Here is a 21,126-nt window from a genome sequence, read left to right as displayed (position 1 = left end):
GCTTGCTACGAGATAAACCGTCGTCGATGCCAGATTTCAAGCAGGCGCGCGGCCTACGATCGCACCAAGATCGTGAAGCGGAACGCGCTATAAATTCCATTTCTTGGAATTAAAAACAAAAACGGCACTGTCTTGTGGGACAGTGCCGTTTCTAACAACTTGATACCGCTAGGAATTCTTTGGGGTGGCTGATGGGACTCGAACCCACGACGACAGGAATCACAATCCTGGACTCTACCAACTGAGCTACAGCCACCACTGATACTGCTTTGTTTCTTCGCTGTTTCGTTTCGTCCGTGTTCAGCAGCGAAGAACAAGATTATACGAACACTTTTCCGTCTTGCAAAGCATTTTTTTCAAAATTTTCGATCGCGTCGTTCAGATGCGTGCGCGCCTCGTCGAACACGGCCAGATCGCCGCGCGCGAGCCTCTTGTTGTCCGACAGCACGCGACGCCAGCCGCGTGCACCGCCGACGCCGCGATACAGCCCGAGTGCGTGCCGGACGATCGCGCCGAGATACGTACCGCGCTTCAATTCCGCCGCGCAGTATTCGATCAGTTTCGCCTCGGCCTCTTCGCGCGTCGGCACCGCCGCGGTCGAACCATAGAAGCGCGCATCGACGCCCGCGAGTACATACGGGTTGTGATAAGCCTCGCGGCCAAGCATCACGCCGTCGACATGCTCGAGATGCTGCGCGACTTCGTCGAGCGTCTTGATCCCGCCGTTGATCACGATCTCCAGCGACGGAAAATCGCGCTTCAGTTGATACGCATAGTCGTACTTGAGCGGCGGGATCTCGCGGTTCTCCTTCGGCGACAGCCCCTTCAGGATCGCATTGCGCGCGTGCACGACGAACGTCTCGCAGCCCGCTTCCGCCACCTTGCCGACGAAGTCGCGCACGAACGCATAATCCTCGACCGCGTCGACGCCGATCCGGTGCTTGACCGTGACCGGCACCGACACCGCATCGCGCATCGCCTTCACGCAGTCGGCGACGAGCTGCGGCTCGTTCATCAAGCACGCGCCGAATGCGCCACGCTGCACCCGCTCAGACGGACAGCCGCAATTCAGGTTGATCTCGTCATAGCCCCATTGCTCGCCGAGTTTCGCGGCGCGCGCGAGATCGTCCCGCTCGCTGCCGCCCAACTGCAGCGCGACCGGCGATTCGTTCGGCGTGAACGCCAGATGCCGCTGCGCGTCGCCGAACAGCAGCGCGCCCGTGGTGATCATTTCCGTATACAGCCACGTGTCGCGCGTCAGCGTGCGATGGAACGACCGGCAATGGCGGTCGGTCCAGTCGAGCATGGGCGCCACTGAAACGCGGCGGGGAGGAAGCGAGGACGGTGCGGACATGGAATTCGGGGCAGCAAGCGGCGCGGGAACAACCCGGCATTTTACCGCAACGTGACCAGCCGAGCCCGGCAGCTTGACTAAACCGGCCCGCCCTCGCCGAGTTCGGCGTCGACGGCCCGCCGCGCCTCGTCGAGTACGCGCTCGATCACGCGCCGTTCGGTGAGCAGCATCCCGTCGACCTTGACGAGCCGCCAGTCGATCCGCACGGCCTCGCCTTGCAGCACGCGGTAGTGCGCATGCTCGCCGTCCCACACCTGCTCGGTCTTCACCTCGATCTCGTAGCCGCGGTACGGCTCGCTGAAATCGCCGAGATCGCTGCCCGTCGGTTCCATCGCTCGCTCCGTGGCGACGCAGCGCCAGTCCGCCTCGGCGGCCGGCGCCGCGCGCTCAATCGTATTCGTTAGACAAAACGGCTTTGCCGTCGGCGGTCAGGTCGACGCGGTTGGCAGCCGCCTGGTAGATCAGCCCTTCGTTCAACAACGCATAAACGACATCGTCGAACGCGGCGGGGACCGCCCGGGTGTCGCCGAACTGGTCGACCCACTTCAGCGCCTCGATGGCTTCGGGAGAAAGGATGGGCGTCATGCGTTGGCCTCCGGCGTCGGTGTCGTCCCATCCTAGCACTTCGTCCGGACGCCGAATACGGAGGCAAACGCGCGCCGCGAAAGCCGGTGCGTCGCGCACGGTCAGACCGCCCGCGCCGCCCCGGTGCACCAACCGGCGCTCAGAGGCGCGCGATCGACACTTCGGTGGACTTCACGAGCGCGACGACTTCGGCGCCGACCTTCAGCTCGAGCTCGTCGACCGAACGCGTCGTGATCACCGACGTGACGATGCCGAACGGCGTCTCGACGTCGACCTCGGACACCACCGGCCCGCGAATGATCTCCTTCACCTTGCCCTTGAACTGGTTACGCACGTTGATTGCAGTGATGCTCATCGGGTTGATCGCTCCGAACAAAAAAGTCTGAGAACGGGCGGCCTGCGCCGCCCGGATTTAAACGGCCCAGCGAATCTGCCCGACCGGTCGTACGTGATCGACTTCACGCGCCGCCTCCTGATCGGCGCCACCCGGGCCGCCTGCGAGCACGCGTTGCAGCACACGGTCTTCCAGCGCGGCGAACGCGGCCGATGCGCGCGCACGCGGCCGATCGAGCGGCACCTGCTGATCGAGGGCGACGCGTCCCTGCTCGATCAGCAAGATGCGGTCGCCCAGCGCGACGGCTTCCTGCACGTCGTGCGTGACGAGCAGCGCGGTGAACCGGTGCTCGCGCCACAGCCGCTCGATCAGCGCATGCATCTCGATCCGGGTCAGCGCGTCGAGCGCGCCGAGCGGCTCGTCGAGCAGCAGCAGTTGCGGCCGGTGCACCAGCGCGCGGGCGAGCGCGACGCGCTGCCGCTGGCCACCCGACAGCTGCGCGGGCCAGTCGTTCGCGCGCTCGAGCAGCCCGACTTCGTCGAGCACCGCGCGGGCCCGATCGCGCGCGCCGCGCCCGAGGCCCAGCATCACGTTCTGCAGCACGGTCTTCCACGGCAGCAACCGTGCATCCTGGTACATGATCCGCGTGTCGAGCGTGCCGCCGCCCTCGCCGCGCGTCGCGAGCGCACCGCTGCTCGGCGTCTCGAGCCCGGCGACGAGGCGCAGCAGCGTGGATTTCCCGCAGCCGCTGCGGCCGACGATGGCGACAAAGCTGCCGCGCGCGATGCCGAGTTCGACGTTGTCGAGCACGGTACGCGTGCCGAAGCGCTTGCTGACGCCCGACAGCGTCACCGCATCGCCGGGCGCAGGGCTGCCGGGGCGCCGCCGCGCGAGCGGAACGACGGACGCACCGCCGTCCCGATCGACGATCGCCGCATCCCGTACGGCGTCGTCCGTCACGCGCGCCTGTGCCAGTTCGGCCTCGAGGTCCGCGCCGGCGAGCGGGCCGTAGGCGGCCGCCGAAGTGGTCGCATTCATGCCTTTGCTCCTGATTGATAAGCGGGGTGCCAGCGCAGCGTCGTGCGCTCGATCCATTTCGCCAGCACGTCGGCCAGCTTGCCGAGCACCGCATACAGCAGGATGCCGACCACCACCACATCGGTTTGCAGGAATTCGCGCGCGTTCATCGTCATGTAGCCGATGCCCGACTGCGCGGAAATCGTTTCCGCGACGATCAGCATCACCCACATCAGCCCGAGCGCGAAGCGCACGCCGACGAGAATCGACGGCAACGCGCCGGGCAGGATCACGTCGCGATACAGCGCGAAGCCGCGCACGCCGTAGCTCTTCGCCATCTCGATCAGGTTGGCGTCGACCGAGCGGATCCCGTGATACGTGTTGATGTAGACGGGGAAGAACACGCCGAGCGCGACGAGGAACAGCTTCGCCTTCTCGTCGATGCCGAACCACAGGATCACGAGCGGAATCATCGCGAGCGCGGGGATGTTGCGGATCATCTGGATCGTCGAATCGAGCGCGACCTCCGCCGCTTTCGACAGGCCGGTCGCAAGCCCCAGCGCCAGGCCGACACCACCGCCGATCGCGAAACCGAACAGCGCGCGCCAGGTACTGACTTTCACATTCGCCCACATTTCGCCCGACGTCACGAGCGACCATGCGGCGCGCACGACCGCCACCGGTTCGGGCAGCACGCGGGTCGACAGCCAGCCGACGCGCGCGCCGACTTCCCACACGACCAGCAGCGCGAGCGGCACGAGCCACGGCGCGATCGCGCGCCACGCGCGGGCGGCCACGGCGGCGCCCGTCGTCGATGTTTTCGTTGTCATCGCAGGCCTCCTTCTCAGCTCTGGCTCGCCTTGGGCAGGTAGTTGTTGCCGACGATCTCGCCGAACGGCCCCGACAGCGGGCCGGACGGCCGCTTTGCGCCCTCGCCCTTGATCAGCGGGAACACGAGCTCGGCAAAACGGTACGACTCCTCGAGGTGCGGATAGCCGGACAGGATGAACGTTTCGATGCCGAGATCCGCGTATTCGCGCATGCGTTCGGCGACCTGCTCGGGATTGCCGACGAGCGCGGTACCGGCGCCGCCCCGGACGAGCCCGACACCGGCCCACAGGTTCGGATACACCTCGAGCGCGTCGCGGCCGCCGCGCTTGCCGCCGTGCAGCGCGGCCATCCGGCGCTGGCCTTCCGAATCCATGTTCGCGAATGCCTTCTGCGCGCGGGCGATCGTCTCGTCGTCGAGCCGGCTGATGAGGCGCTCGGCATCGCGCCATGCTTCGTCCTCGGTCTCGCGCACGATCACGTGCATGCGGATGCCGAAGCGGATCGTGCGGCCGCGCGATTCGGCGCGCGCGCGGATGTCGGCGATTTTCTTCGCGACGGCCTCGGGCGGCTCGCCCCAGGTCAGATAGGTGTCGATGTGATCGGCGGCGATCGTGTGCGCGGCCGGCGACGACCCGCCGAACCACAACGGCGGATGCGGGCGCTGCACGGGCGGATAAAGCGCCTTGCCGCCCTTCGACTGAAGGTGCTTGCCGATATAGTCGAAGCCGCCGTTGTCGTGCGAGGCGGCGAGCAGCCCGCGCCAGATGTGCAGGAAATCGTCGGTGATCTCGTAGCGCGTGTCGTGATCGGCGAACAGTCCGTCGCCTTCGAGCTCGGCGGAATCGCCCCCCGTCACGACGTTGATCAGCAGGCGGCCGCCCGACAGGCGGTCGAACGTCGCGGCCATCCGCGCCGCGAGGCCAGGCGATGCGATGCCCGGGCGCACGGCGACCAGGAACTTCAGGCGCTGCGTCGCGGGAATCAGGCTCGACGCGACGACCCACGCATCCTCGCAGGAGCGGCCGGTCGGCAGCAGCACGCCTTCATAGCCGAGCGTGTCGGCCGCGACGGCGATCTGCTTGAAGTAATCGTAATCCGCGGCGCGCGCACCTTCGGCGGTACCGAGGTAACGGCTGTCGCCGTGCGTGGGGATAAACCAGAAAACATTCATCTGCTGCTCCTGCTTGACTGTCCTTGCCGGAATCTGGATAAAACGAGGCCCTGCTCGCGTCGCGGATGCGCGACGCATGCATGATGTGCGTTCGAATCGGGATGGCTCGCCGGTCAGGCCGTGCAGCGGGCGAGTACGCGATTGCACGGCTGTTTCTGGGAAATCAGTCTATGGATCGGTGCGGGGCTTTGGAACGATTTTTTTGAGCTTAGGTTTTCCGCTTTCGTGATTAGCACGACGCTCCAGCGAATATCGCGGCGGCCGGGCCCTATAATGGCGCACCAATCCGAACAACTTCGCGCGGACGGCCCCGGCCAGCCGCGCCTGCAATGCACTCACCGATGCAGAAAGTCATCCTGCCATTCCTGTCCGGCTTCCTGGCCGCCCTCTTCTTTCGCGAAGCGACGCTCGCGCTGCTGCACACGGCCGATCTGATCGCCGCAGCCGGGTTCTCCACGCAACCATTCGCACCGCTCGGCATTCCTGAATTTGTCGCGAACGCGCTGATCAGCGCGTGCTGTGCGATCCCGATGGCGTGGCTGCTGCGCGTGTCGCCGGAGCGCGAGGCGCCGTGGATCGGCGCGCTGGTGTTCGGCGGCATCGTGCTGACGGCCGCGCGCGTGTTCGCGATCGATCCGCTGCGCGGCATCTGGCCGTCGGGGAACATGATGCCGGTGCTCGCGTCGGGCTTCGCCGCGAACGCGGTCTGGGGCTTCGGCGCGCTGGTGTTCATGCGCGCGTTCATGTCGGACGACGCCGGCGACGACTGACGCACGTCTCGCGGCGAGGCCCCGGCCCGCTGCCGCCGAGCCCGACCGGCATCCGCCAATGAAAAGGCCGCCTGCACCTGCAGGCGGCCTTTTTGCATTTCACGTCGATAGCGCGCGGGTCAGTCCTTCAGGTTGCGCAGCGGATGCGTGTCGGGCGTCCACGGGCTGTCGAACATCGCGAGCACGTCGGCGCGGTCGATATCGGCGGCCGACTTGAAGCGCCAGACCGGCTGGTGGTCCTTGTCGACGATCAGCGCGCGCACGCCTTCGATCACGTCGCCGTGCGCGAACGTCGAGCGCGTGAGGTCGAGGTCGCGCCGCAGGCAATCGGCCATCGTCGCGCCACGCGCCCGTTCGACGACTTCGAGCGATACGGCCATCGACAGCGGCGACAACTGGCTGCGCATCGCGTGAGTCGCCTTCTCGACCCATCCGTCGACGGCCGCGCAATCCTGCTCGGCGTCGAGCGACGCGAGGATCGCGCCGATATCGGGTTGCGCGAAATGCCGATCGATCCCGGCGCGCGCGTCGGCCAGCGCCGACGTGTCGGGCGTCGGCACGACCTTGTGCGCGGCAGCCGCGTCGGCCACGCACGCGACCGCCTGCGCGCCGCTGTCGATGCGCGCGCTGCGCAGCGTATCGAGCAGCGCCGGCAGCGCGGCATCGGGCAGATAGACGTCGGCGAGCTGCGCATACAGGGCGCCGGCCGCGTCGAGCGACGCGCCGGTCACCGCGAGATAGCGGCCGATCGCGCCCGGCGTGCGCGCGAGGAACCAGCTCATCCCGACGTCCGGGAACAGGCCGATGCGCGTTTCGGGCATCGCCATCTTCGTCGAATCGGTGACGACGCGCAGGCCGCCCGTATGCCGCGCAGCCTGCGAAATGCCCATGCCGCCGCCCATCACGACGCCGTGCATCAACGCGATGTACGGTTTCGGATAGGTGAAGATCGTGTGGTTGAGCGTGTATTCGTCGATGAAGAACCCGTCGATCGCATCGCGGTCGCCGCGCTGCCACGCATCGTGGAAGAAGCGCACGTCGCCGCCCGCGCAGAACGCGCGCGGATGCGGGCTGTGCACGACGACGGCCAGCACGTCGGCGTCGTCGCGCCACGCATCGAGCGCCTGCTGCATCACGCGGATCATCCCGACCGACAGCGCGTTCAGCGCCTTCGGCCGGTTCAGTTCGAGATAGCCGATGCGGTTCGCGACATACGTGCGCACGTCGGGCTGGGCGGCTTCGGCGGAATCGGAAACGGAAGCGGAATCGGTCATGTGAGCCATCCGGCGTATCGCGGGCGCACGCTCAGTGCGCCTGCATCTTCGAGAACAGGTTCAGCACCACGACGCCCGCGACGATCAGGCCGAGGCCGATCACCGCCGGCACGTCCGGCACCTGACGATAGAGCAGCATCGCGACGAGCGTGATCAGCACGATGCCGGCGCCCGACCACACCGCATAGATGATGCCGACCGGCATCGTGCGCAGCGTGAGCGACAGACAATAGAACGCGATGCCGTAACCGGCCACGACGAGCGCCGACGGCCAGAAGCGCGTGAAGCCGTCCGCCGCGCGCAGCGCGGACGTGCCGACCACTTCCGCGACGATCGCGATCGCGAGCCATGCGTAACCCGGAAGCTGCATCGCTCAGCTCCTCGCAAGCGCCAGCGCGGCGTAGTCCTGCCCGAGCTCGGCGCACAGCGCTTCGACGACGAACTCGTGATCCGCGCGCTGCGGCAGCCCCGACGCGGTGATCGAGCCGATCACGCCGGCCCCCGCGACGGTCAGCGGAAACGAACCGCCGTGCGGCGAATAGTCGGAGATGGGCAGCCCGTGCTTGTCCGCGAGCGACGCGCCGGCCTGCTGCATGCGCAGGCCGATCGCATACGAACTGCGGCGAAAATGCGCGACGACGTTACGCTTGCGGCGCACCCAGTCGGCGTTGTCGGGCGTCGCGCCGGCGAGCGCCGCGTAGAACAGCGGCTGGCCGAACGTGACGATGTCGATTGCGATCGCGTGACCGCGCGCCGTCGCGAGCGCATGCATGCGGTTGCCGAGCGCCCACGCGCGGGCCGGGTCGAAATGGGGAAACACGAGCGCCTGTTCCTGCGCGCCGATCGATTGCAGATCGTGAGCGATGTCCATGAATCCGTCGAGGCAGTAGTAACAACAGTAGTGAGCGTTGCAACGGCACCGACGCGATCGCGCACGGCTTCGCTGCAGGAATGAACGACACGAGCAAACCGTTCGATTCTAGCGCACGCCCCCGCCGTACCGGCCCCACAAGCTGCCAACGCGCCCCGGTGGCGCGATTGTCAAAAAGTGCTTGCACGCGTTCCGGATAGCCCATATAATTCATTTCTTCGACGGACGCGGGGTGGAGCAGTCTGGCAGCTCGTCGGGCTCATAACCCGAAGGTCGTAGGTTCAAATCCTACCCCCGCAACCAACGTCCCGATTCATGCAAAAAGCCCGGCTCCGCGCCGGGCTTTTTGTTTTTCCGCGCCCGTTCCCGCGCATGGCGGTTGCACTTCGCACGGCACGCCGCGCGCAAGCGCTCGCGTTCGAGAATGCCGCGCCCCGGTGATACACTCGCATTCACCTCGTCCCTTCCACTCGACATGAAATTCTGCTCCGTCTGCGGTCACGACGTCATCGCACGCATTCCTCCGGGCGATAACCGCGAGCGCTTCATTTGCGATCACTGCGGCACGATCCATTACCAGAATCCGCGCAACGTGGTCGGCACGGTGCCGGTCTGGGGCGATCAGGTGCTGCTGTGCCGCCGCGCGATCGAACCGCGCTACGGGTTCTGGACGCTGCCGGCGGGCTTCATGGAAATGGGCGAGACGACGGCCGAGGCCGCCGCGCGCGAAACGCTCGAGGAAGCCGGCGCGCGCGTCGAGGTGCAGAACCTGTTCACGCTGCTCAACGTGCCGCACGTGCATCAGGTCCACCTGTTCTACCTGGCGCGGCTCGTCGATCCGGCTTACGAGGCCGGCGAGGAAAGCCTCGAGGTCAAGCTGTTCGACGAAGCCGACATTCCGTGGGACGAAATCGCGTTCCCGACCGTCAGCCAGACCCTGCGCTTCTTCTTCGCCGATCGCGCCGCCGGCGACTACGGCGTGCATACCGGCGATATCTTCCGCTCGCTGCGCAACGGCTGAGCACGCGCCCCATGGTCCCCTGGCTCGGCCCGGACGATCCGTTTCCGCCCGTCGAACGCGCGCTCGGCCCCGCGACCGGCGCGCCGGGCCTGCTCGCCGCGAGTGCCGACCTGCTGCCGTCGCGCCTGATCGAGGCCTACCTGCGCGGCATCTTCCCGTGGTATTCGGACGGCCAGCCCGTGCTGTGGTGGAGCCCCGACCCGCGGATGATCCTCGCACCGGCCGAATTCAAGGTGTCACCGTCGCTGCGCAAGACGCTCCGGCGCGTGCTGCGCGAACCCGCGTGGGAAGTCCGCGTCGACCATGACTTCGCGGGCGTGATGCGCGCGTGCGCGCAGGCGCCGCGCCGTGGGCAGCGCGGCACCTGGATCACGGCCGAGATCATCGACGCCTATACGTCGCTCTACCGCTCCGGCAACGCGCACAGCATCGAGACCTGGCACGACGGGCGCCGCATCGGCGGCCTCTACGGGGTGGCGTTCGGACGGATGTTCTTCGGCGAGTCGATGTACGCGGATGCCACCGATGCGTCGAAAATCGCGCTGGCGACGCTAGTCGCCCACCTTCGCGAGCAGGGGCTGGAAATGATAGACTGCCAGCAGAATACGTCGCATCTAGCGTCGCTCGGTGGCCGCGAGATCGCACGCAAGGCCTTTGTTGCTCACGTGCGCCGCGCGGTGGCCGAACCGCCGATTCCGTGGCAGTTCGACAAGCGCGTGCTCGCCGCGCTGACGGGCCCCGCCGAACCGGCGGCGCCCTCCGGGATCGAGCGCTAGCGCGGCACTCCTTCCCTGCATCGAGAGCTGCCCATGACTCACCCGACTGAGCTGCCGCTTTCACCGCTTTCGGCGCTGCAATTCTATGCAACGGCGCCCTATCCGTGCAGCTATCTGGACGGTCGCATCGCGCGCTCGCAAGTCGCGACGCCGAGCCACCTGATCAACTCCGACATCTATACCGAGCTCGTGAAGGCCGGCTTCCGGCGCTCGGGCGTGTTCACCTATCGCCCGTACTGCGACGGCTGCCGCGCGTGCGTACCGGTGCGCGTGCCGGTCGGCGCGTTCACGCCGTCGCGCACGCAGCGTCGGATGTGGAAGCGGCACCGCGCGCTCGTCGCGACGGTTTCGCCGCTGCACTACGACGAGGAACACTACGCGCTCTACATGCGCTATCAGTCCGCGCGCCACGCGGGCGGCGGCATGGACCGCGACAGCCGCGACCAGTACGAGCAATTCCTGCTGCAGAGCCGGATCAATTCGCGCCTCGTTGAATTCCGCGACCTTGACGCGCCGGCCGGCGAGCCGGGCAAACTGCGCATGGTCAGCATGATCGACATCCTCGGCGACGGACTATCGTCGGTCTACACGTTCTTCGAACCCGACGACCAGCACACGAGCTACGGCACCTACAACATCCTGTGGCAGATCGAACAGGCGAAGAGCCTCGGCCTGCCGTACGTGTATCTCGGCTACTGGATCCGCGAGAGCCCGAAGATGGCCTACAAGGCAAACTTCCATCCGCTCGAAGGGTTGCTCGACGGCCGCTGGAAAGTACTCGATCCCGATCGGGTCGAGCTGCCGCCGGTCGACGCGGCACTGGCGCGCGCGCCGCTGCCGGGCGGACATTCCGGGTCGGGTTGACGATCTGCTCGCGCGGCGGGCTTCGCGCCTGCAACGGGCACCGTTCCCGCTCGCGCACGCGCCGCCGCACCGAACGAGACGCGCCCCCGCCGGCGGGCGCGAAGCGAAGCCCGCCCGTGCCGCGCAACTCCCGGTAAAATAGCGGGTTGTCATTCATTCCGGCCGTCCGCCCAATTCCCGTGTTCAGTTCCCTCTATCCGCTGGCCCGCGCATCCCTGTTCAAGATGGATGCGGAAGACGCTCACCACCTCACGCTGCGCGCGCTCGGCGCGGCCGGCCGCACGGGCCTCGCCTGCGCGCTGTCCGCGCGCGTACCCGATGCGCCGCGCACCGTGATGGGGCTCACGTTCCGCAACCCGGTCGGCCTCGCCGCCGGCCTCGACAAGGACGGCGCAGCCATCGACGGCCTCGCGTCGCTCGGCTTCGGCTTCATCGAGGTCGGCACCGTCACGCCGCGCCCGCAGCCGGGCAATCCGCGCCCGCGGATGTTCCGCCTGCCGCAGGCCGACGCGCTGATCAACCGGATGGGCTTCAACAACCACGGCGTCGACCAGTTCGTGAAGAACGTCCAGGCGGCCCGCTATCGCGGCATCCTGGGCCTGAACATCGGCAAGAACGCCGACACGCCGATCGAGCGCGCGGCGGAAGACTATCTCTACTGCCTCGAGCGCGTGTACCCGTTCGCGAGCTACGTGACGATCAACATTTCGTCGCCGAACACGAAGAACCTGCGCCAGTTGCAGGGCGCGGGCGAACTCGACGCGCTGCTCGCTGCACTGAAGGACAAGCAGCAGCGCCTCGCCGACCTGCACGGCAAGCTCGTGCCGCTCGCGCTGAAGATCGCCCCCGATCTCGACGACGAACAGGTGAAGGAAATCGGCGACACACTGCTGCGCCACAAGATCGAGGCAGTGATCGCCACCAACACGACGCTGTCGCGCGCGGCCGTGCAGGGCCTGCCGCATGCGGACGAAGCCGGCGGCCTGTCGGGCCGCCCGGTGTTCGACGCGTCGAACGAAGTGATCCGCAAGCTGCATGCGGAAGTCGGCAGCGCGGTGCCGATCATCGGCGTCGGCGGCATCTTCTCGGGCGAGGACGCACGCGTGAAGCTCGCGGCCGGCGCATCGCTCGTCCAGCTGTATACGGGCTTCATCTATCGCGGCCCGGCGCTCGTGGCCGAATGCGTGAAGGCCATCGCGCGCGAACGCACCGCGTAATATAGTCATAAACAAACGGTATTTAGTGGTCGATTGCATTTTTGCTATGATCGGCCCCATTGTCAGACTCAAGCCCCGCCGGGGCAAGGAAGCTCACACGATGAAAATTTCGCTGCTGAAGAAGCTGCTCGTTGCCGGCCTGATCGGCACGTCGTTCGCCGCCGCCACCGCGCATGCGGCCGACCTCCTCGACCAGGTCAAGCAACGCGGCACGCTGCGTGTCGGCCTCGAAGGCACGTTCCCGCCGTTCAACGCGAAGAACCCGCAAGGCGAGCTGGTCGGCTTCGACGTCGACATCGCGAAGGCCGTCGCCGCGAAGCTCGGCGTGAAGGCCGAGTTCGTCACGACCGAATGGAGCGGCATCATCGCGGGCCTGCAGGCCGGCAAGTTCGACGTGATCGCCAACCAGGTCGGCATCACCGACAAGCGCAAGGAAACGCTCGACTTCTCGCCGGCGTACACGTACTCGTCCGCGCAGCTGATCCAGCGCAAGGACGATACGCGCCAGTTCAAGTCGCTCGAAGACCTGAAGGGCAAGAAGCTCGGCGTCGCGCTCGGCACGAACTACATGGACATGGCGAAGTCGGTGCCCGGCATCGACGTGAAGACGTATCCGGGCGCGCCCGAATACCTGCGCGACCTCGCGGCGGGCCGTCTCGACGCGGCGCTGAACGACCGCCTGATGCTCGCGTACCTGACGAAGAACTCGCAACTGCCGCTGCGTCCGGGCGCGAACGTCGGCTCGGCGAATCCGTCGGGCATCCCGTTCAGGAAGGGCAACCCGAAGTTCCAGAAGGCGATCGACGACGCAATGACGCAACTCGAGGCCGACGGCACGTTCACGAAGATCTCGGACAAGTGGTTCGGCATCGACGTGACGAAGCCGATCAAGTAAGCACGCCTCTGTTTCCCGCCTGACGGCGGGCCGGAATGGGCGGCATCCGAAACGATGCCGCCCTTTGTTTTATCGGTCCGGTTTATGATTGCGCTTTCGCGCACGCACTCGCTTCGTATTCCATGTCGACAACGTCCCTGCTCGTCCAATCGCTGCCGGTGCTCGCCCAGGGTGCCGTACTGACCGTCAAGTTCGCCGTGCTGTCGATGGTGTTCGGCCTGCTCGGCGCCGTCATGCTCGCGATGATGGGCATCCGGCAAAGCGAACCGCTCGAAGGCTTCGAACGCATCTGGGTCAACGCGCTCGCGTGGCTCGCCCGCGCGTATGTGAGCCTGATGCGCGGCACGCCGCTGCTCGTGCAGATCTTCGTGATTTATTACGGATTGCCGAGCCTCGGCATCTCGCTCGATCCGACGCCGGCCGGCGTCATCGCGCTGTCCGCGAACGTCGCCGCTTACATGTCCGAAAGCATGCGCGGCGCGATCAACGGGATCGCGCGGGGCCAATGGCTGGCCGCCTACAGCCTCGGGCTGTCGTGGGGGCAGACGCTGCGCTACGTGATCGGCCCGCAGGCGCTGCGCATCGCGGTGCCGAGCCTGTCGAACAGCCTGATCAGCCTGATCAAGGACACGTCGCTCGTGTCCGTGATCACCGTGACCGAGCTGCTGCGCAGCGCGCAGGAAGTGATCGCGGCGACCTATCAGCCGTTGCCGCTGTACCTCGCCGCCGCTGCCGTCTACTGGGTGCTGTGCCAGATCCTCGAATGGGTCCAGCGCTGGTACGAAAAGCGCCTGTCGCTGCCCGCGCGGCACTGAGCACGCTGCATCACCCGCCGGGCCGCGGATGCGCGCCCGGCCCCTTCCTTCCCGCCTACTCGCCCGAATAGCGCACGCCGAGCGCCGCGCGCGCCGCGTCGGTCATCGCGATCATCTGTCGTGAATGGTCGTGCGTCATGATCGGGCTCTCCAGTTCACCCGCGCGCAGAAGGTCACAGAAATGCGCGGTCTCGTAGTTCAGGCCGCCGCCGTCGAACGGTGCATCGAGTTCGACGGTACGTCCGTCGGCATAGCGAATCGTCGCCCGCGTGGGGTTCCACCACTTCTCGTGAATCGTCACGTGGCCGCCCGCCGCGGCGATCAGCGCGTCGCCGCGTCCCATCACGTCGAGCCCGCAAAAGAGCTGCGCGATGCCGCCATTCGCGTGGCGGCTGTTCAGGCTCGCGAAGACGTCGACGCCCGTCGCGCCGATACGGCCGAGCGTCTGCACATCAAGTGCGGCGCCGAGCCAGTCGACCGCGAGAAACGCTTCGTAGATCCCGATGTCGAGCAGCGCGCCGCCGGCGCGGTCGAGTCGATAGACGGAATGATCGTCCGGCACCGACGACGACGCGCAGCCCGCGCGCACGAGCCGGATCTCGCCGATCGGATCGTCGCGCAGATGCGCACGTAACTGCCGGTACAGCGGAAAGAACGGCGGCTTCATCGCTTCCATGAAGAGCCGTCCGGCAGCGCGCGCCGCGTCCAGCACCGCGTCGAGTTGCGCTGCGTTCAGCGTCGCCGGCTTTTCGCACAGCACGGCCTTGCCGGCGGCGAGCGCCGCCTGCGCGTACTGCGCATGGCTGTCGTGAAGGGTCGCGATGTAGATCGCGTCGATGTCGCTCGCGAGGAGCGCGTCGAGGCTGGCCGCGGGCGTGCCGCCGCAGCTGTCGCAGAAGGCGGCTGCCGCGTCGGCGCGGCGTGCCCACACGCCGGCGAGCGCGGCGCCCGGCACGTGAGCGAGGCTTTGCGCGAAACGGCGTGCGATGCTGCCTGCGCCGACGATGCCGAAGCGCACCGGGCGGTTGTCGAGGTCGTTCATCCGGATCTTCCGTGTCGTTCGTATGACGGTGGCCGACACGCTGCCGGCCGGCCGTCATGATAAACGGCTCACCGGCTCACGGCTAAGCGACGCGGGTGGATTCAGGCGCGGGCGGGCACGTCGACGGAGAAATCGCGCGAGATCTCGTCGGCGCTGAAATCGATCAGGGCGAGCGATGCCGCTTCGGCTTCGCGCGGATCGCGGCGTTCGATCGCATCGACGACGCGTGCATGCGCCTTGACCGCGATGTCGTGCGCGCCATCCTTCTGCACGACGCGCGGATTCACGAGCCGCACTGCGCCGCGCACGATCGCCGCCATCTGCTGGAAGAACTGATTGCCGCTCGCCTGGACGATGCGCGTGTGCAGCAGTTCGTCCGCCGTGTCGTAGCCGGGGTCGCCCGGTTGCAGCACCTTGAACGCGTCGAATGCCTCGCGAATGCCCGCGATGTCGACGGCCGTTGCACGCACCGCCGCCTGCGCGGTCGCGCGCGGTTCGATCAGCATCCGGAATTCGATGACGTCGCGCATGAATTGCGGATCCGGTTTCGCACGAAACCGCCAACTCACGACGTCTTCATCGATCATGCGCCAGTCGCGCATCGGTCGAACGCGCGTACCGACTTTCGGACGCACGTCGAGCATGTCGCGCGCAAGCAACATCGACAATGCTTCGCGCATCACCGTGCGGCTCACGTCGAACTCTTTCGACAGCACGTCCTGCGGCGGCAAAATGCCGCCGTACTTGTCCTCGACGATACCCGCGACAAGCCCATCCATCACTTTGGCGACCAGTGACCGGTCTTTGCCCTGCTCCATGACACCTCCCCGTGCGTCGATTTGCGAACACCTGCTCCGCAGTTCCGCCGGCCCTGGTTACGACTGTTCTTATGATCTATAAGTTGATGATTTCGGGGATATTCCGCTATCTGGTAAACACCTGACAGGGTTATCCCTCTTTTGGAAGAGGTGATTTATAAGGCTTCAAAAAAAGCCCGGAAAGCGCGCTGCGCTTGCCGGGCCGGGACTTCCACAATATTTAACCATGCAATCCATTACGGCTTGTTGACGCCATTACGGACTGCTTCTCATTCAGTCTTGATTAAGCGGGATAAACGATCGTCTCGACGCCGTTCGGCGTGCCGAGCAGGCACAGATTCGCGCCGCGCTCGGCGAACAGGCCGACCGTCACGACGCCCGGCCACGCGTTGACCTGCGCTTCGAAACCGCGCGGATCGGCGATCTGCAGCCCCTTCACGTCGATGATCTCGTTGCCGTTGTCGGTGATGTACGGCGCGCCGTCCTTCGTCACGCGCAGCACCGGCACGCCGCCGAGCGCAGTCACGCGCCGGCCGATCGCCGTGCGCGCCATCGGCACGACCTCGATCGGCAGCGGAAATGCGCCGAGCACCGGCACGCGCTTGCTGGCGTCCGCGATGCAGACGAACGTATCGGCCACCGACGCAACGATCTTTTCGCGCGTCAATGCACCGCCGCCGCCCTTGATCATTGCACCGCTTGCGTCGATCTCGTCGGCGCCGTCGACGTACACCTGCAGCGACTCGATCTCGTTCAGGTCGAACACCTTGATGCCGTGCGATTTCAGGCGCTCGGTCGTCGCGAGCGAGCTCGACACGGCGCCGCGATAGCGCGCTTTGACGGCCGCGAGCGCGTCGATGAAGCAGTTGGCGGTCGAGCCGGTGCCGACGCCGATCACGGCGCCTTCCGGCACGTTCTGGATCACATAATCGGCGGCCGCCTGGCCGACCAGGCGTTTGAGTTCGTCTTGAGTCATGAGGTGGGAATGCAGCGGGATTGCGGAAAACCGCCAGTTTACCGGACTCGCCAGACGCCCCGGGCTTTTTCCGCGCGGATGTCGGCCCAGGACAAGCCGACGGTCACGGCGTGCCGTCGGCGGACACGTTGTCGGCAGGTGCAGCCGGGAAATACTTGTCGAGCAGCGCCTGCGCGATCGCGTCGGTCTCGGCGTCCGGATTTCCCGCGTAGTCGGATGGCCGGAAGTGCATCTGGAATGCGGCGAATACGCGGCGCGTGCGCGCGTCGAGCACGCCGTCGGTCGGCACATCGTAGCCGTAGCGCGCGAGCTTCAGCTGCAATTCGCGCACGTCGACGAGCGCGTGCGGATCGCGATCGCCGAGCCGCGCGGCCACGGTCGCATCGTCCGGCCATGCGCCGACGCCGGCCTGCGCGAGCGCCTGCCACGGGAACAGCGGACCGGGATCGATCTTGCGTTGCGGTGCGATATCGCTGTGTCCGACCACGCGCGTCGGCGCAATCCCGTAGCGCGCGACGATATCCTTCGACAGGCGAATCAGCGCATCGACCTGCTCGGGCGAATACGGCTGCCAGGTAAGGTTTTGCGGATCGAGCGGGCCGCGATTCACGTTCTCGATGCCGATCGACGCCGCATTGAGCTCGGTCGTGCGCTGCCATTCGCTGATGCCCGCATGCCATGCGCGCTTCGATTCAGGAACGAGCTGATAGACGACCGGCATCCCGTGTTCGATGCGCGGTTGCGGCGGCACGACGTAGTGGACGCTGACCGAATCGCCGGTCAGCGTGCGCAGCGATTTCGCTTCGTCGCTTTCGGTGTAATGCATCACGAGAAAGCGGATCCGCGCATCGGCGCCGCGCGCGTGCAGGCCCGTGTCGGCGTAGTAGCTGCCGCGCTCGATCAGCGACGGCGACGTGCAGGCGGCCAGCAGGCCAAGGATGGCGCACGATGCGCCGAGGCGAATCAGGGTCATGGTTCGCGAGTTCCGGGGCCGCGTGCCGCGCACAATCGCGGCACGCGTCGTTCGGGTCGTGACGGCCCGCGCATCGCGCGAGATCGCGTGCGTCAGCCTATGAGACGGCCGGAGAATCAGCCCTTCACGCGCCGCTGCCGCACCGCTTCGTACAGGCACACGCCGCTTGCAACCGACACGTTCAGGCTCTCCACGCTGCCGGCCATCGGGATGCTCATCACGTCGTCGCAGGTGTCGCGCGTGAGCCGGCGCATGCCTTCGCCTTCCGCGCCCATCACGATCGCGACGGGGCCGTCGAGCTTCGTGTCGTACAGCGTCGCCGACGCGTCGTCCGACGTGCCGATGATCCATACGCCCGCTTCCTTCAGCTCGCGCAGCGCGCGGGCGAGGTTCGTGACGGTGATGTACGGCACCGTGTCGGCCGCGCCGCTCGCGACCTTCGCCGCGGTCGCGTTCAGGCCGACCGCGCGGTCACGCGGCGCGATCACCGCATGCGCGCCTGCCGAATCGGCGACCCGCAGGCATGCGCCCAGGTTGTGCGGATCGGTGACACCGTCGAGCACCAGCAGAAGCGCCGGGCCCTGGATGCCGTCGAGCAGTTCGGACAGATTCTGCGCGAGCGGAACGTCCTCGACGCGCGCGACCACGCCCTGGTGGCGCTCGGTATGCGCGAGGCCCCACAGGCGGGTTTCGTCGGCCGCGATCAGCCGCACGCCCGCTTCCTTCGCGGTGTGCAGGAAGTCCTGCATGCGGCGGTCGCGGCGCGTCTGGTCGTACAGCACCTCCGCAACCGTCGATGCATCGTGCCGCAAACGTGCGGTCACCGCATGAAAACCGTAAAGAACCTTCAGACGTGACATGACTGGAACAACCTTCGATCAAACGTGCGGCCGCGCAACGCGCGCAGCCGCGATCCATGGAAAAGGAAAGCGCCGCGTTGCCGGCCGATGACCGGTAGAACGCGGCGTCTCTCGATACTGCAAGGGCGTGCGCATGCGCCGCCCCGAACGCTCAATACTTCTTGCGGGCGTGTGTCTTCTTCGCGGCCGTCTTCGCCGGCGCGCCGCCCTTCTTCTTCGCCGCACGCGTGTCGTTCACCGCGGCGGTCGGTGCGCTGGCCGTCCGCTTGCGGCGCGGCGCGGCGTCTTCCGCCGGCGGCAACGAGCGCACGCGCGGGCCGCCGCGATCGTTACCGTTGCCGACAGCAACCGGCGCCGGTGCGGGACGCGGCGCCTTCACCGGCGTGTCGCGCACCAGGCGGAAGTCGATCTTGCGCGCATCGAGATCGACGCGGCTCACCTGCACGCGCACGCGATCCGACAGGCGATAACGGATGCCCGTGCGCTCGCCGCGCAGCTCGTTCTTGATCTCGTCGTACTGGAAGTAGTCCGAGCCGAGTTCCGTGACGTGCACGAGCCCTTCGATGAACAGCGTGTCGAGTTGCACGAAGATGCCGAACGACGTGACGCCGTTCACCATCCCGCCGTATTCCTCGCCGAGCTTGTCGCGCATGAAGTAGCACTTGAGCCAGGCCTCGACGTCGCGCGACGCTTCGTCGGCACGCCGCTCGTTCGCCGAGCAATGCAGGCCGAGTTCTTCCCAGATCGCGGTGTTCACGCGCGACCGGCCGCGCGCTTCGTCGTCGGCCTGCTGCATCGCGCGGGCGCGCGGCGACAGCGCGGTGTTCAGCTCGAAGCCGTCCGGCGCCTTCGGCGTGTACTTCTTGCCCGACAGGATCGCGTAGATCGCGCGGTGCGTGAGCAGGTCGGGATAGCGGCGGATCGGGCTCGTGAAGTGCGCGTACGCCTCATACGCGAGACCGAAGTGGCCGATGTTGTCCGGGCTGTAGACGGCCTGCTGCATCGAGCGCAGCAGCATCGGCTGCAGCATCTGCGCGTCGGGCCGGTCGCGAATCTGCGCCATCAGCGCCGCATAGTCGCTCGCATGCGGCTTCTCGCCGCCGCCGAGCGACAGGCCCATGCCGCGCAGGAACGCGCGCAGGTTCTCGAGCTTTTCCGGCGTCGGCCCCGCGTGCACGCGGTACAGGCCCGCATGCTTGTTGCGCTTCAGGAAGTCGGCCGCGCAGACGTTCGCGGCCAGCATGCATTCCTCGATCAGCTTGTGCGCATCGTTGCGCTGACGCGGCACGATCTGTTCGATCTTGCCCTGCGAGTTGCAGACGATGTACGTCTCGGTCGTGTCGAAATCAATCGCGCCGCGCTTCTGGCGTGCAGCGAACAGCGACTTGTAGACGCCGTACAGATCCTGCAGGTGCGGCAGCAGGTCCGCGCGGCGCGCGGCCTCCGGCCCCTTCGTGTTCGACAGCACGGCCGCGACTTCGGTGTACGTCAGGCGCGCGGCCGAATGGATGACCGCCGGATAGAACTGGTACGCCTTGATCTCGCCGCGCGCGGTAATCACCATGTCGCACACGAGCACGCAGCGGTCGACCTGCGGATTCAGCGAGCACAGCCCGTTCGACAGCTTCTCCGGCAGCATCGGGATCACGCGGCGCGGGAAATAGACCGACGTGCTGCGCTCCAGCGCGTCGGCATCGAGGCCGCTGCCCGGCTGCACGTAGTGCGACACGTCGGCGATCGCGACGATCAGGCGGTAACCGTCGCCGCGACCGACCTTGGTCGGTTCGCAGTAGACGGCATCGTCGAAGTCGCGGGCGTCCTCGCCGTCGATCGTCACGAGCGGCACGTCGCGCAAATCGACGCGGAAGCGCAGGTCGGCCGGACGTACCGCGTCCGGCAGCGCGGCGGCATCGTCGAGCGCCCGCTGGCCGAATTCGTGCGGCACGCCGTACTTGCGCACGGCGATCTCGATTTCCATGCCCGGATCGTCGATGTCGCCGAGCACTTCGACGACGCGGCCGAGCGGTTGCGAATGGCGGCTCGGGAAGTCGGTCAGTTCGACGACGACGACCTGCCCGACCTTCGCCTTCTTCACGTTCTGCGTGATCAGGATGTCGTGGCCGATGCGCTTGTCTTCGGGCGCGACGATCAGCGCGCCGTTCTCGTTGAGCAGGCGGCCGATCACGCGCTTGTTCGCGCGCTCGGTGACCTCGACCACATGGCCTTCCGGCCGGCCGCGGCGATCGTAGCCGACGATCCGCGCGAGCACGCGGTCGTTGTGCATCACCTTCTGCATCTCGCCGTTCGGCAAGAACAGGTCGTCCTGGCCGTCGTCGCGGATCACGAAGCCGTAGCCGTCGCGATGCCCTTGCACGCGACCGGCAACGAAGTTCGACGGATGAGTGAGCTGGTAGTGGCCGCGCTTGTCGAGGCGGATCTGGCCGTCGCGTTCCATTGCGGCGACACGCCGGAAGAACCCCTCGCGTTCCTGGCGCTTGATCGACAGCGCTTCGGCGATGTCGTTGGCGGCCAGCGGCGCGTCGCTCGTACGCAGCACGCCGAGAATTTCTTCACGGCTCGGAATGGGGTACGGATATTTGCTCAAGGGTTTGTCGATGATTGTTCTCGTTGCGTTGACTGATGGTGCACGGCATCAACATAG

The 21,126-nt window shown here is 66.7% G+C and carries 23 protein-coding genes and 2 tRNA genes; 8 read left to right on the top strand and 17 right to left on the bottom strand.

Annotation, left to right across the window (positions count from 1 at the left end; translation table 11 throughout):
• Nucleotides 1-180 precede the first annotated feature (180 nt).
• The 8 genes from BAMB_RS07450 to ssuD all read right to left on the bottom strand — a co-directional run bounded on the left by BAMB_RS07450 (nucleotide 181) and on the right by ssuD (nucleotide 5,292).
• A tRNA-His gene (locus tag BAMB_RS07450) sits at nucleotides 181-256 on the bottom strand.
• Nucleotides 257-319: 63 nt separating this feature from the next.
• A complete protein-coding gene (gene dusA, locus BAMB_RS07445; protein ID WP_041491159.1) occupies nucleotides 320-1,306 on the bottom strand; it encodes a tRNA dihydrouridine(20/20a) synthase DusA in 987 nt (328 codons plus the stop codon).
• 125 nt (nucleotides 1,307-1,431) lie between these two features.
• Nucleotides 1,432-1,686 (bottom strand): hypothetical protein, encoded by a 255-nt coding sequence (locus tag BAMB_RS07440; protein ID WP_011656765.1) that lies wholly within the window; start codon nucleotides 1,684-1,686, stop codon nucleotides 1,432-1,434.
• Nucleotides 1,687-1,741: 55 nt separating this feature from the next.
• Entirely contained in the window at nucleotides 1,742-1,939 is a 198-nt protein-coding gene (locus BAMB_RS07435; protein WP_011656764.1) for a hypothetical protein, read from the bottom strand.
• 139 nt (nucleotides 1,940-2,078) lie between these two features.
• Nucleotides 2,079-2,294, bottom strand: a complete 216-nt coding sequence (locus BAMB_RS07430; RefSeq protein ID WP_006400187.1) for a TOBE domain-containing protein — start codon at nucleotides 2,292-2,294, stop codon at nucleotides 2,079-2,081.
• A 57-nt stretch (nucleotides 2,295-2,351) separates the two neighbouring features.
• Nucleotides 2,352-3,311 (bottom strand): ATP-binding cassette domain-containing protein, encoded by a 960-nt coding sequence (locus BAMB_RS07425; RefSeq protein ID WP_011656763.1) that lies wholly within the window; start codon nucleotides 3,309-3,311, stop codon nucleotides 2,352-2,354.
• Nucleotides 3,308-4,120: an aliphatic sulfonate ABC transporter permease SsuC gene (ssuC, locus tag BAMB_RS07420; protein WP_006751020.1), complete on the bottom strand. Its 813-nt coding sequence runs from the start codon at nucleotides 4,118-4,120 to the stop codon at nucleotides 3,308-3,310. Before ssuC ends, BAMB_RS07425 begins: the two co-directional genes overlap by 4 nt.
• A 14-nt stretch (nucleotides 4,121-4,134) precedes the next feature.
• Nucleotides 4,135-5,292, bottom strand: coding sequence for an FMNH2-dependent alkanesulfonate monooxygenase (gene ssuD / locus BAMB_RS07415; protein WP_011656762.1), 1,158 nt, complete (start codon nucleotides 5,290-5,292; stop codon nucleotides 4,135-4,137).
• 341 nt (nucleotides 5,293-5,633) lie between these two features.
• Here ssuD and BAMB_RS07410 point away from each other — a divergent pair, with 341 nt between their 5' ends.
• Nucleotides 5,634-6,062, top strand: a complete 429-nt coding sequence (locus BAMB_RS07410) for a hypothetical protein (protein WP_012363791.1) — start codon at nucleotides 5,634-5,636, stop codon at nucleotides 6,060-6,062.
• Nucleotides 6,063-6,181: 119 nt separating this feature from the next.
• Here the strand turns inward: BAMB_RS07410 and BAMB_RS07405 are convergent, their stop codons facing one another.
• From BAMB_RS07405 to BAMB_RS07395, 3 genes are read right to left on the bottom strand one after another with little or no spacing between them, the layout of a single operon-like run.
• Nucleotides 6,182-7,336: an enoyl-CoA hydratase/isomerase family protein gene (locus tag BAMB_RS07405; protein WP_041491158.1), complete on the bottom strand. Its 1,155-nt coding sequence runs from the start codon at nucleotides 7,334-7,336 to the stop codon at nucleotides 6,182-6,184.
• Between the two features lie 31 nt (nucleotides 7,337-7,367).
• Nucleotides 7,368-7,706, bottom strand: a complete 339-nt coding sequence (locus tag BAMB_RS07400; protein WP_011656759.1) for a DMT family transporter — start codon at nucleotides 7,704-7,706, stop codon at nucleotides 7,368-7,370.
• Nucleotides 7,707-7,709: 3 nt separating this feature from the next.
• Nucleotides 7,710-8,207, bottom strand: coding sequence for a heme-degrading domain-containing protein (locus BAMB_RS07395; RefSeq protein WP_011656758.1), 498 nt, complete (start codon nucleotides 8,205-8,207; stop codon nucleotides 7,710-7,712).
• 226 nt (nucleotides 8,208-8,433) lie between these two features.
• Between BAMB_RS07395 and BAMB_RS07390 the strand changes: the two genes are divergently transcribed.
• The 7 genes from BAMB_RS07390 to BAMB_RS07360 all read left to right on the top strand — a co-directional run bounded on the left by BAMB_RS07390 (nucleotide 8,434) and on the right by BAMB_RS07360 (nucleotide 13,795).
• Nucleotides 8,434-8,510 (top strand) — tRNA-Met (locus BAMB_RS07390).
• 172 nt (nucleotides 8,511-8,682) lie between these two features.
• On the top strand, nucleotides 8,683-9,228 hold the full coding sequence (locus BAMB_RS07385; RefSeq protein WP_006751026.1) for an NUDIX hydrolase: 546 nt from the start codon (nucleotides 8,683-8,685) through the stop codon (nucleotides 9,226-9,228).
• A gap of 11 nt (nucleotides 9,229-9,239) precedes the next feature.
• Nucleotides 9,240-10,004: a leucyl/phenylalanyl-tRNA--protein transferase gene (aat, locus tag BAMB_RS07380; RefSeq protein WP_006751027.1), complete on the top strand. Its 765-nt coding sequence runs from the start codon at nucleotides 9,240-9,242 to the stop codon at nucleotides 10,002-10,004.
• Nucleotides 10,005-10,037: 33 nt separating this feature from the next.
• Complete coding sequence (locus BAMB_RS07375; RefSeq protein WP_011656756.1) at nucleotides 10,038-10,868, top strand: arginyltransferase; 831 nt, start codon at nucleotides 10,038-10,040, stop codon at nucleotides 10,866-10,868.
• Between the two features lie 179 nt (nucleotides 10,869-11,047).
• Complete coding sequence (locus BAMB_RS07370) at nucleotides 11,048-12,085, top strand: quinone-dependent dihydroorotate dehydrogenase (RefSeq protein WP_006751029.1); 1,038 nt, start codon at nucleotides 11,048-11,050, stop codon at nucleotides 12,083-12,085.
• Nucleotides 12,086-12,185: 100 nt separating this feature from the next.
• Entirely contained in the window at nucleotides 12,186-12,980 is a 795-nt protein-coding gene (locus BAMB_RS07365; RefSeq protein ID WP_011656754.1) for a cystine ABC transporter substrate-binding protein, read from the top strand.
• Nucleotides 12,981-13,102: 122 nt separating this feature from the next.
• Entirely contained in the window at nucleotides 13,103-13,795 is a 693-nt protein-coding gene (locus BAMB_RS07360) for an amino acid ABC transporter permease (protein ID WP_006758016.1), read from the top strand.
• Between the two features lie 55 nt (nucleotides 13,796-13,850).
• Here the strand turns inward: BAMB_RS07360 and BAMB_RS07355 are convergent, their stop codons facing one another.
• The 6 genes from BAMB_RS07355 to rnr all read right to left on the bottom strand — a co-directional run bounded on the left by BAMB_RS07355 (nucleotide 13,851) and on the right by rnr (nucleotide 21,069).
• Nucleotides 13,851-14,837 (bottom strand): Gfo/Idh/MocA family protein, encoded by a 987-nt coding sequence (locus BAMB_RS07355; protein ID WP_011656752.1) that lies wholly within the window; start codon nucleotides 14,835-14,837, stop codon nucleotides 13,851-13,853.
• 101 nt (nucleotides 14,838-14,938) lie between these two features.
• Nucleotides 14,939-15,655, bottom strand: coding sequence for a FadR/GntR family transcriptional regulator (locus BAMB_RS07350; RefSeq protein ID WP_006751033.1), 717 nt, complete (start codon nucleotides 15,653-15,655; stop codon nucleotides 14,939-14,941).
• Nucleotides 15,656-15,938: 283 nt separating this feature from the next.
• A complete protein-coding gene (rpiA, locus tag BAMB_RS07345; protein WP_011656751.1) occupies nucleotides 15,939-16,631 on the bottom strand; it encodes a ribose-5-phosphate isomerase RpiA in 693 nt (230 codons plus the stop codon).
• Nucleotides 16,632-16,734: 103 nt separating this feature from the next.
• Nucleotides 16,735-17,604: an N-acetylmuramoyl-L-alanine amidase gene (locus BAMB_RS07340; protein ID WP_041491157.1), complete on the bottom strand. Its 870-nt coding sequence runs from the start codon at nucleotides 17,602-17,604 to the stop codon at nucleotides 16,735-16,737.
• A 116-nt stretch (nucleotides 17,605-17,720) separates the two neighbouring features.
• Nucleotides 17,721-18,464 carry a 23S rRNA (guanosine(2251)-2'-O)-methyltransferase RlmB gene (rlmB, locus tag BAMB_RS07335; RefSeq protein ID WP_011656749.1) on the bottom strand — a complete coding sequence of 248 codons (744 nt, stop codon included), beginning with the start codon at nucleotides 18,462-18,464 and terminating at the stop codon, nucleotides 17,721-17,723.
• 151 nt (nucleotides 18,465-18,615) lie between these two features.
• Nucleotides 18,616-21,069 carry a ribonuclease R gene (rnr, locus tag BAMB_RS07330; RefSeq protein ID WP_011656748.1) on the bottom strand — a complete coding sequence of 818 codons (2,454 nt, stop codon included), beginning with the start codon at nucleotides 21,067-21,069 and terminating at the stop codon, nucleotides 18,616-18,618.
• Between the last annotated feature and the right edge of the window lie 57 nt (nucleotides 21,070-21,126).

The organism is Burkholderia ambifaria AMMD, from assembly GCF_000203915.1.
Lineage (GTDB): Bacteria > Pseudomonadota > Gammaproteobacteria > Burkholderiales > Burkholderiaceae > Burkholderia > Burkholderia ambifaria.
This window is presented reverse-complemented; position numbering and strand designations above follow the sequence as displayed.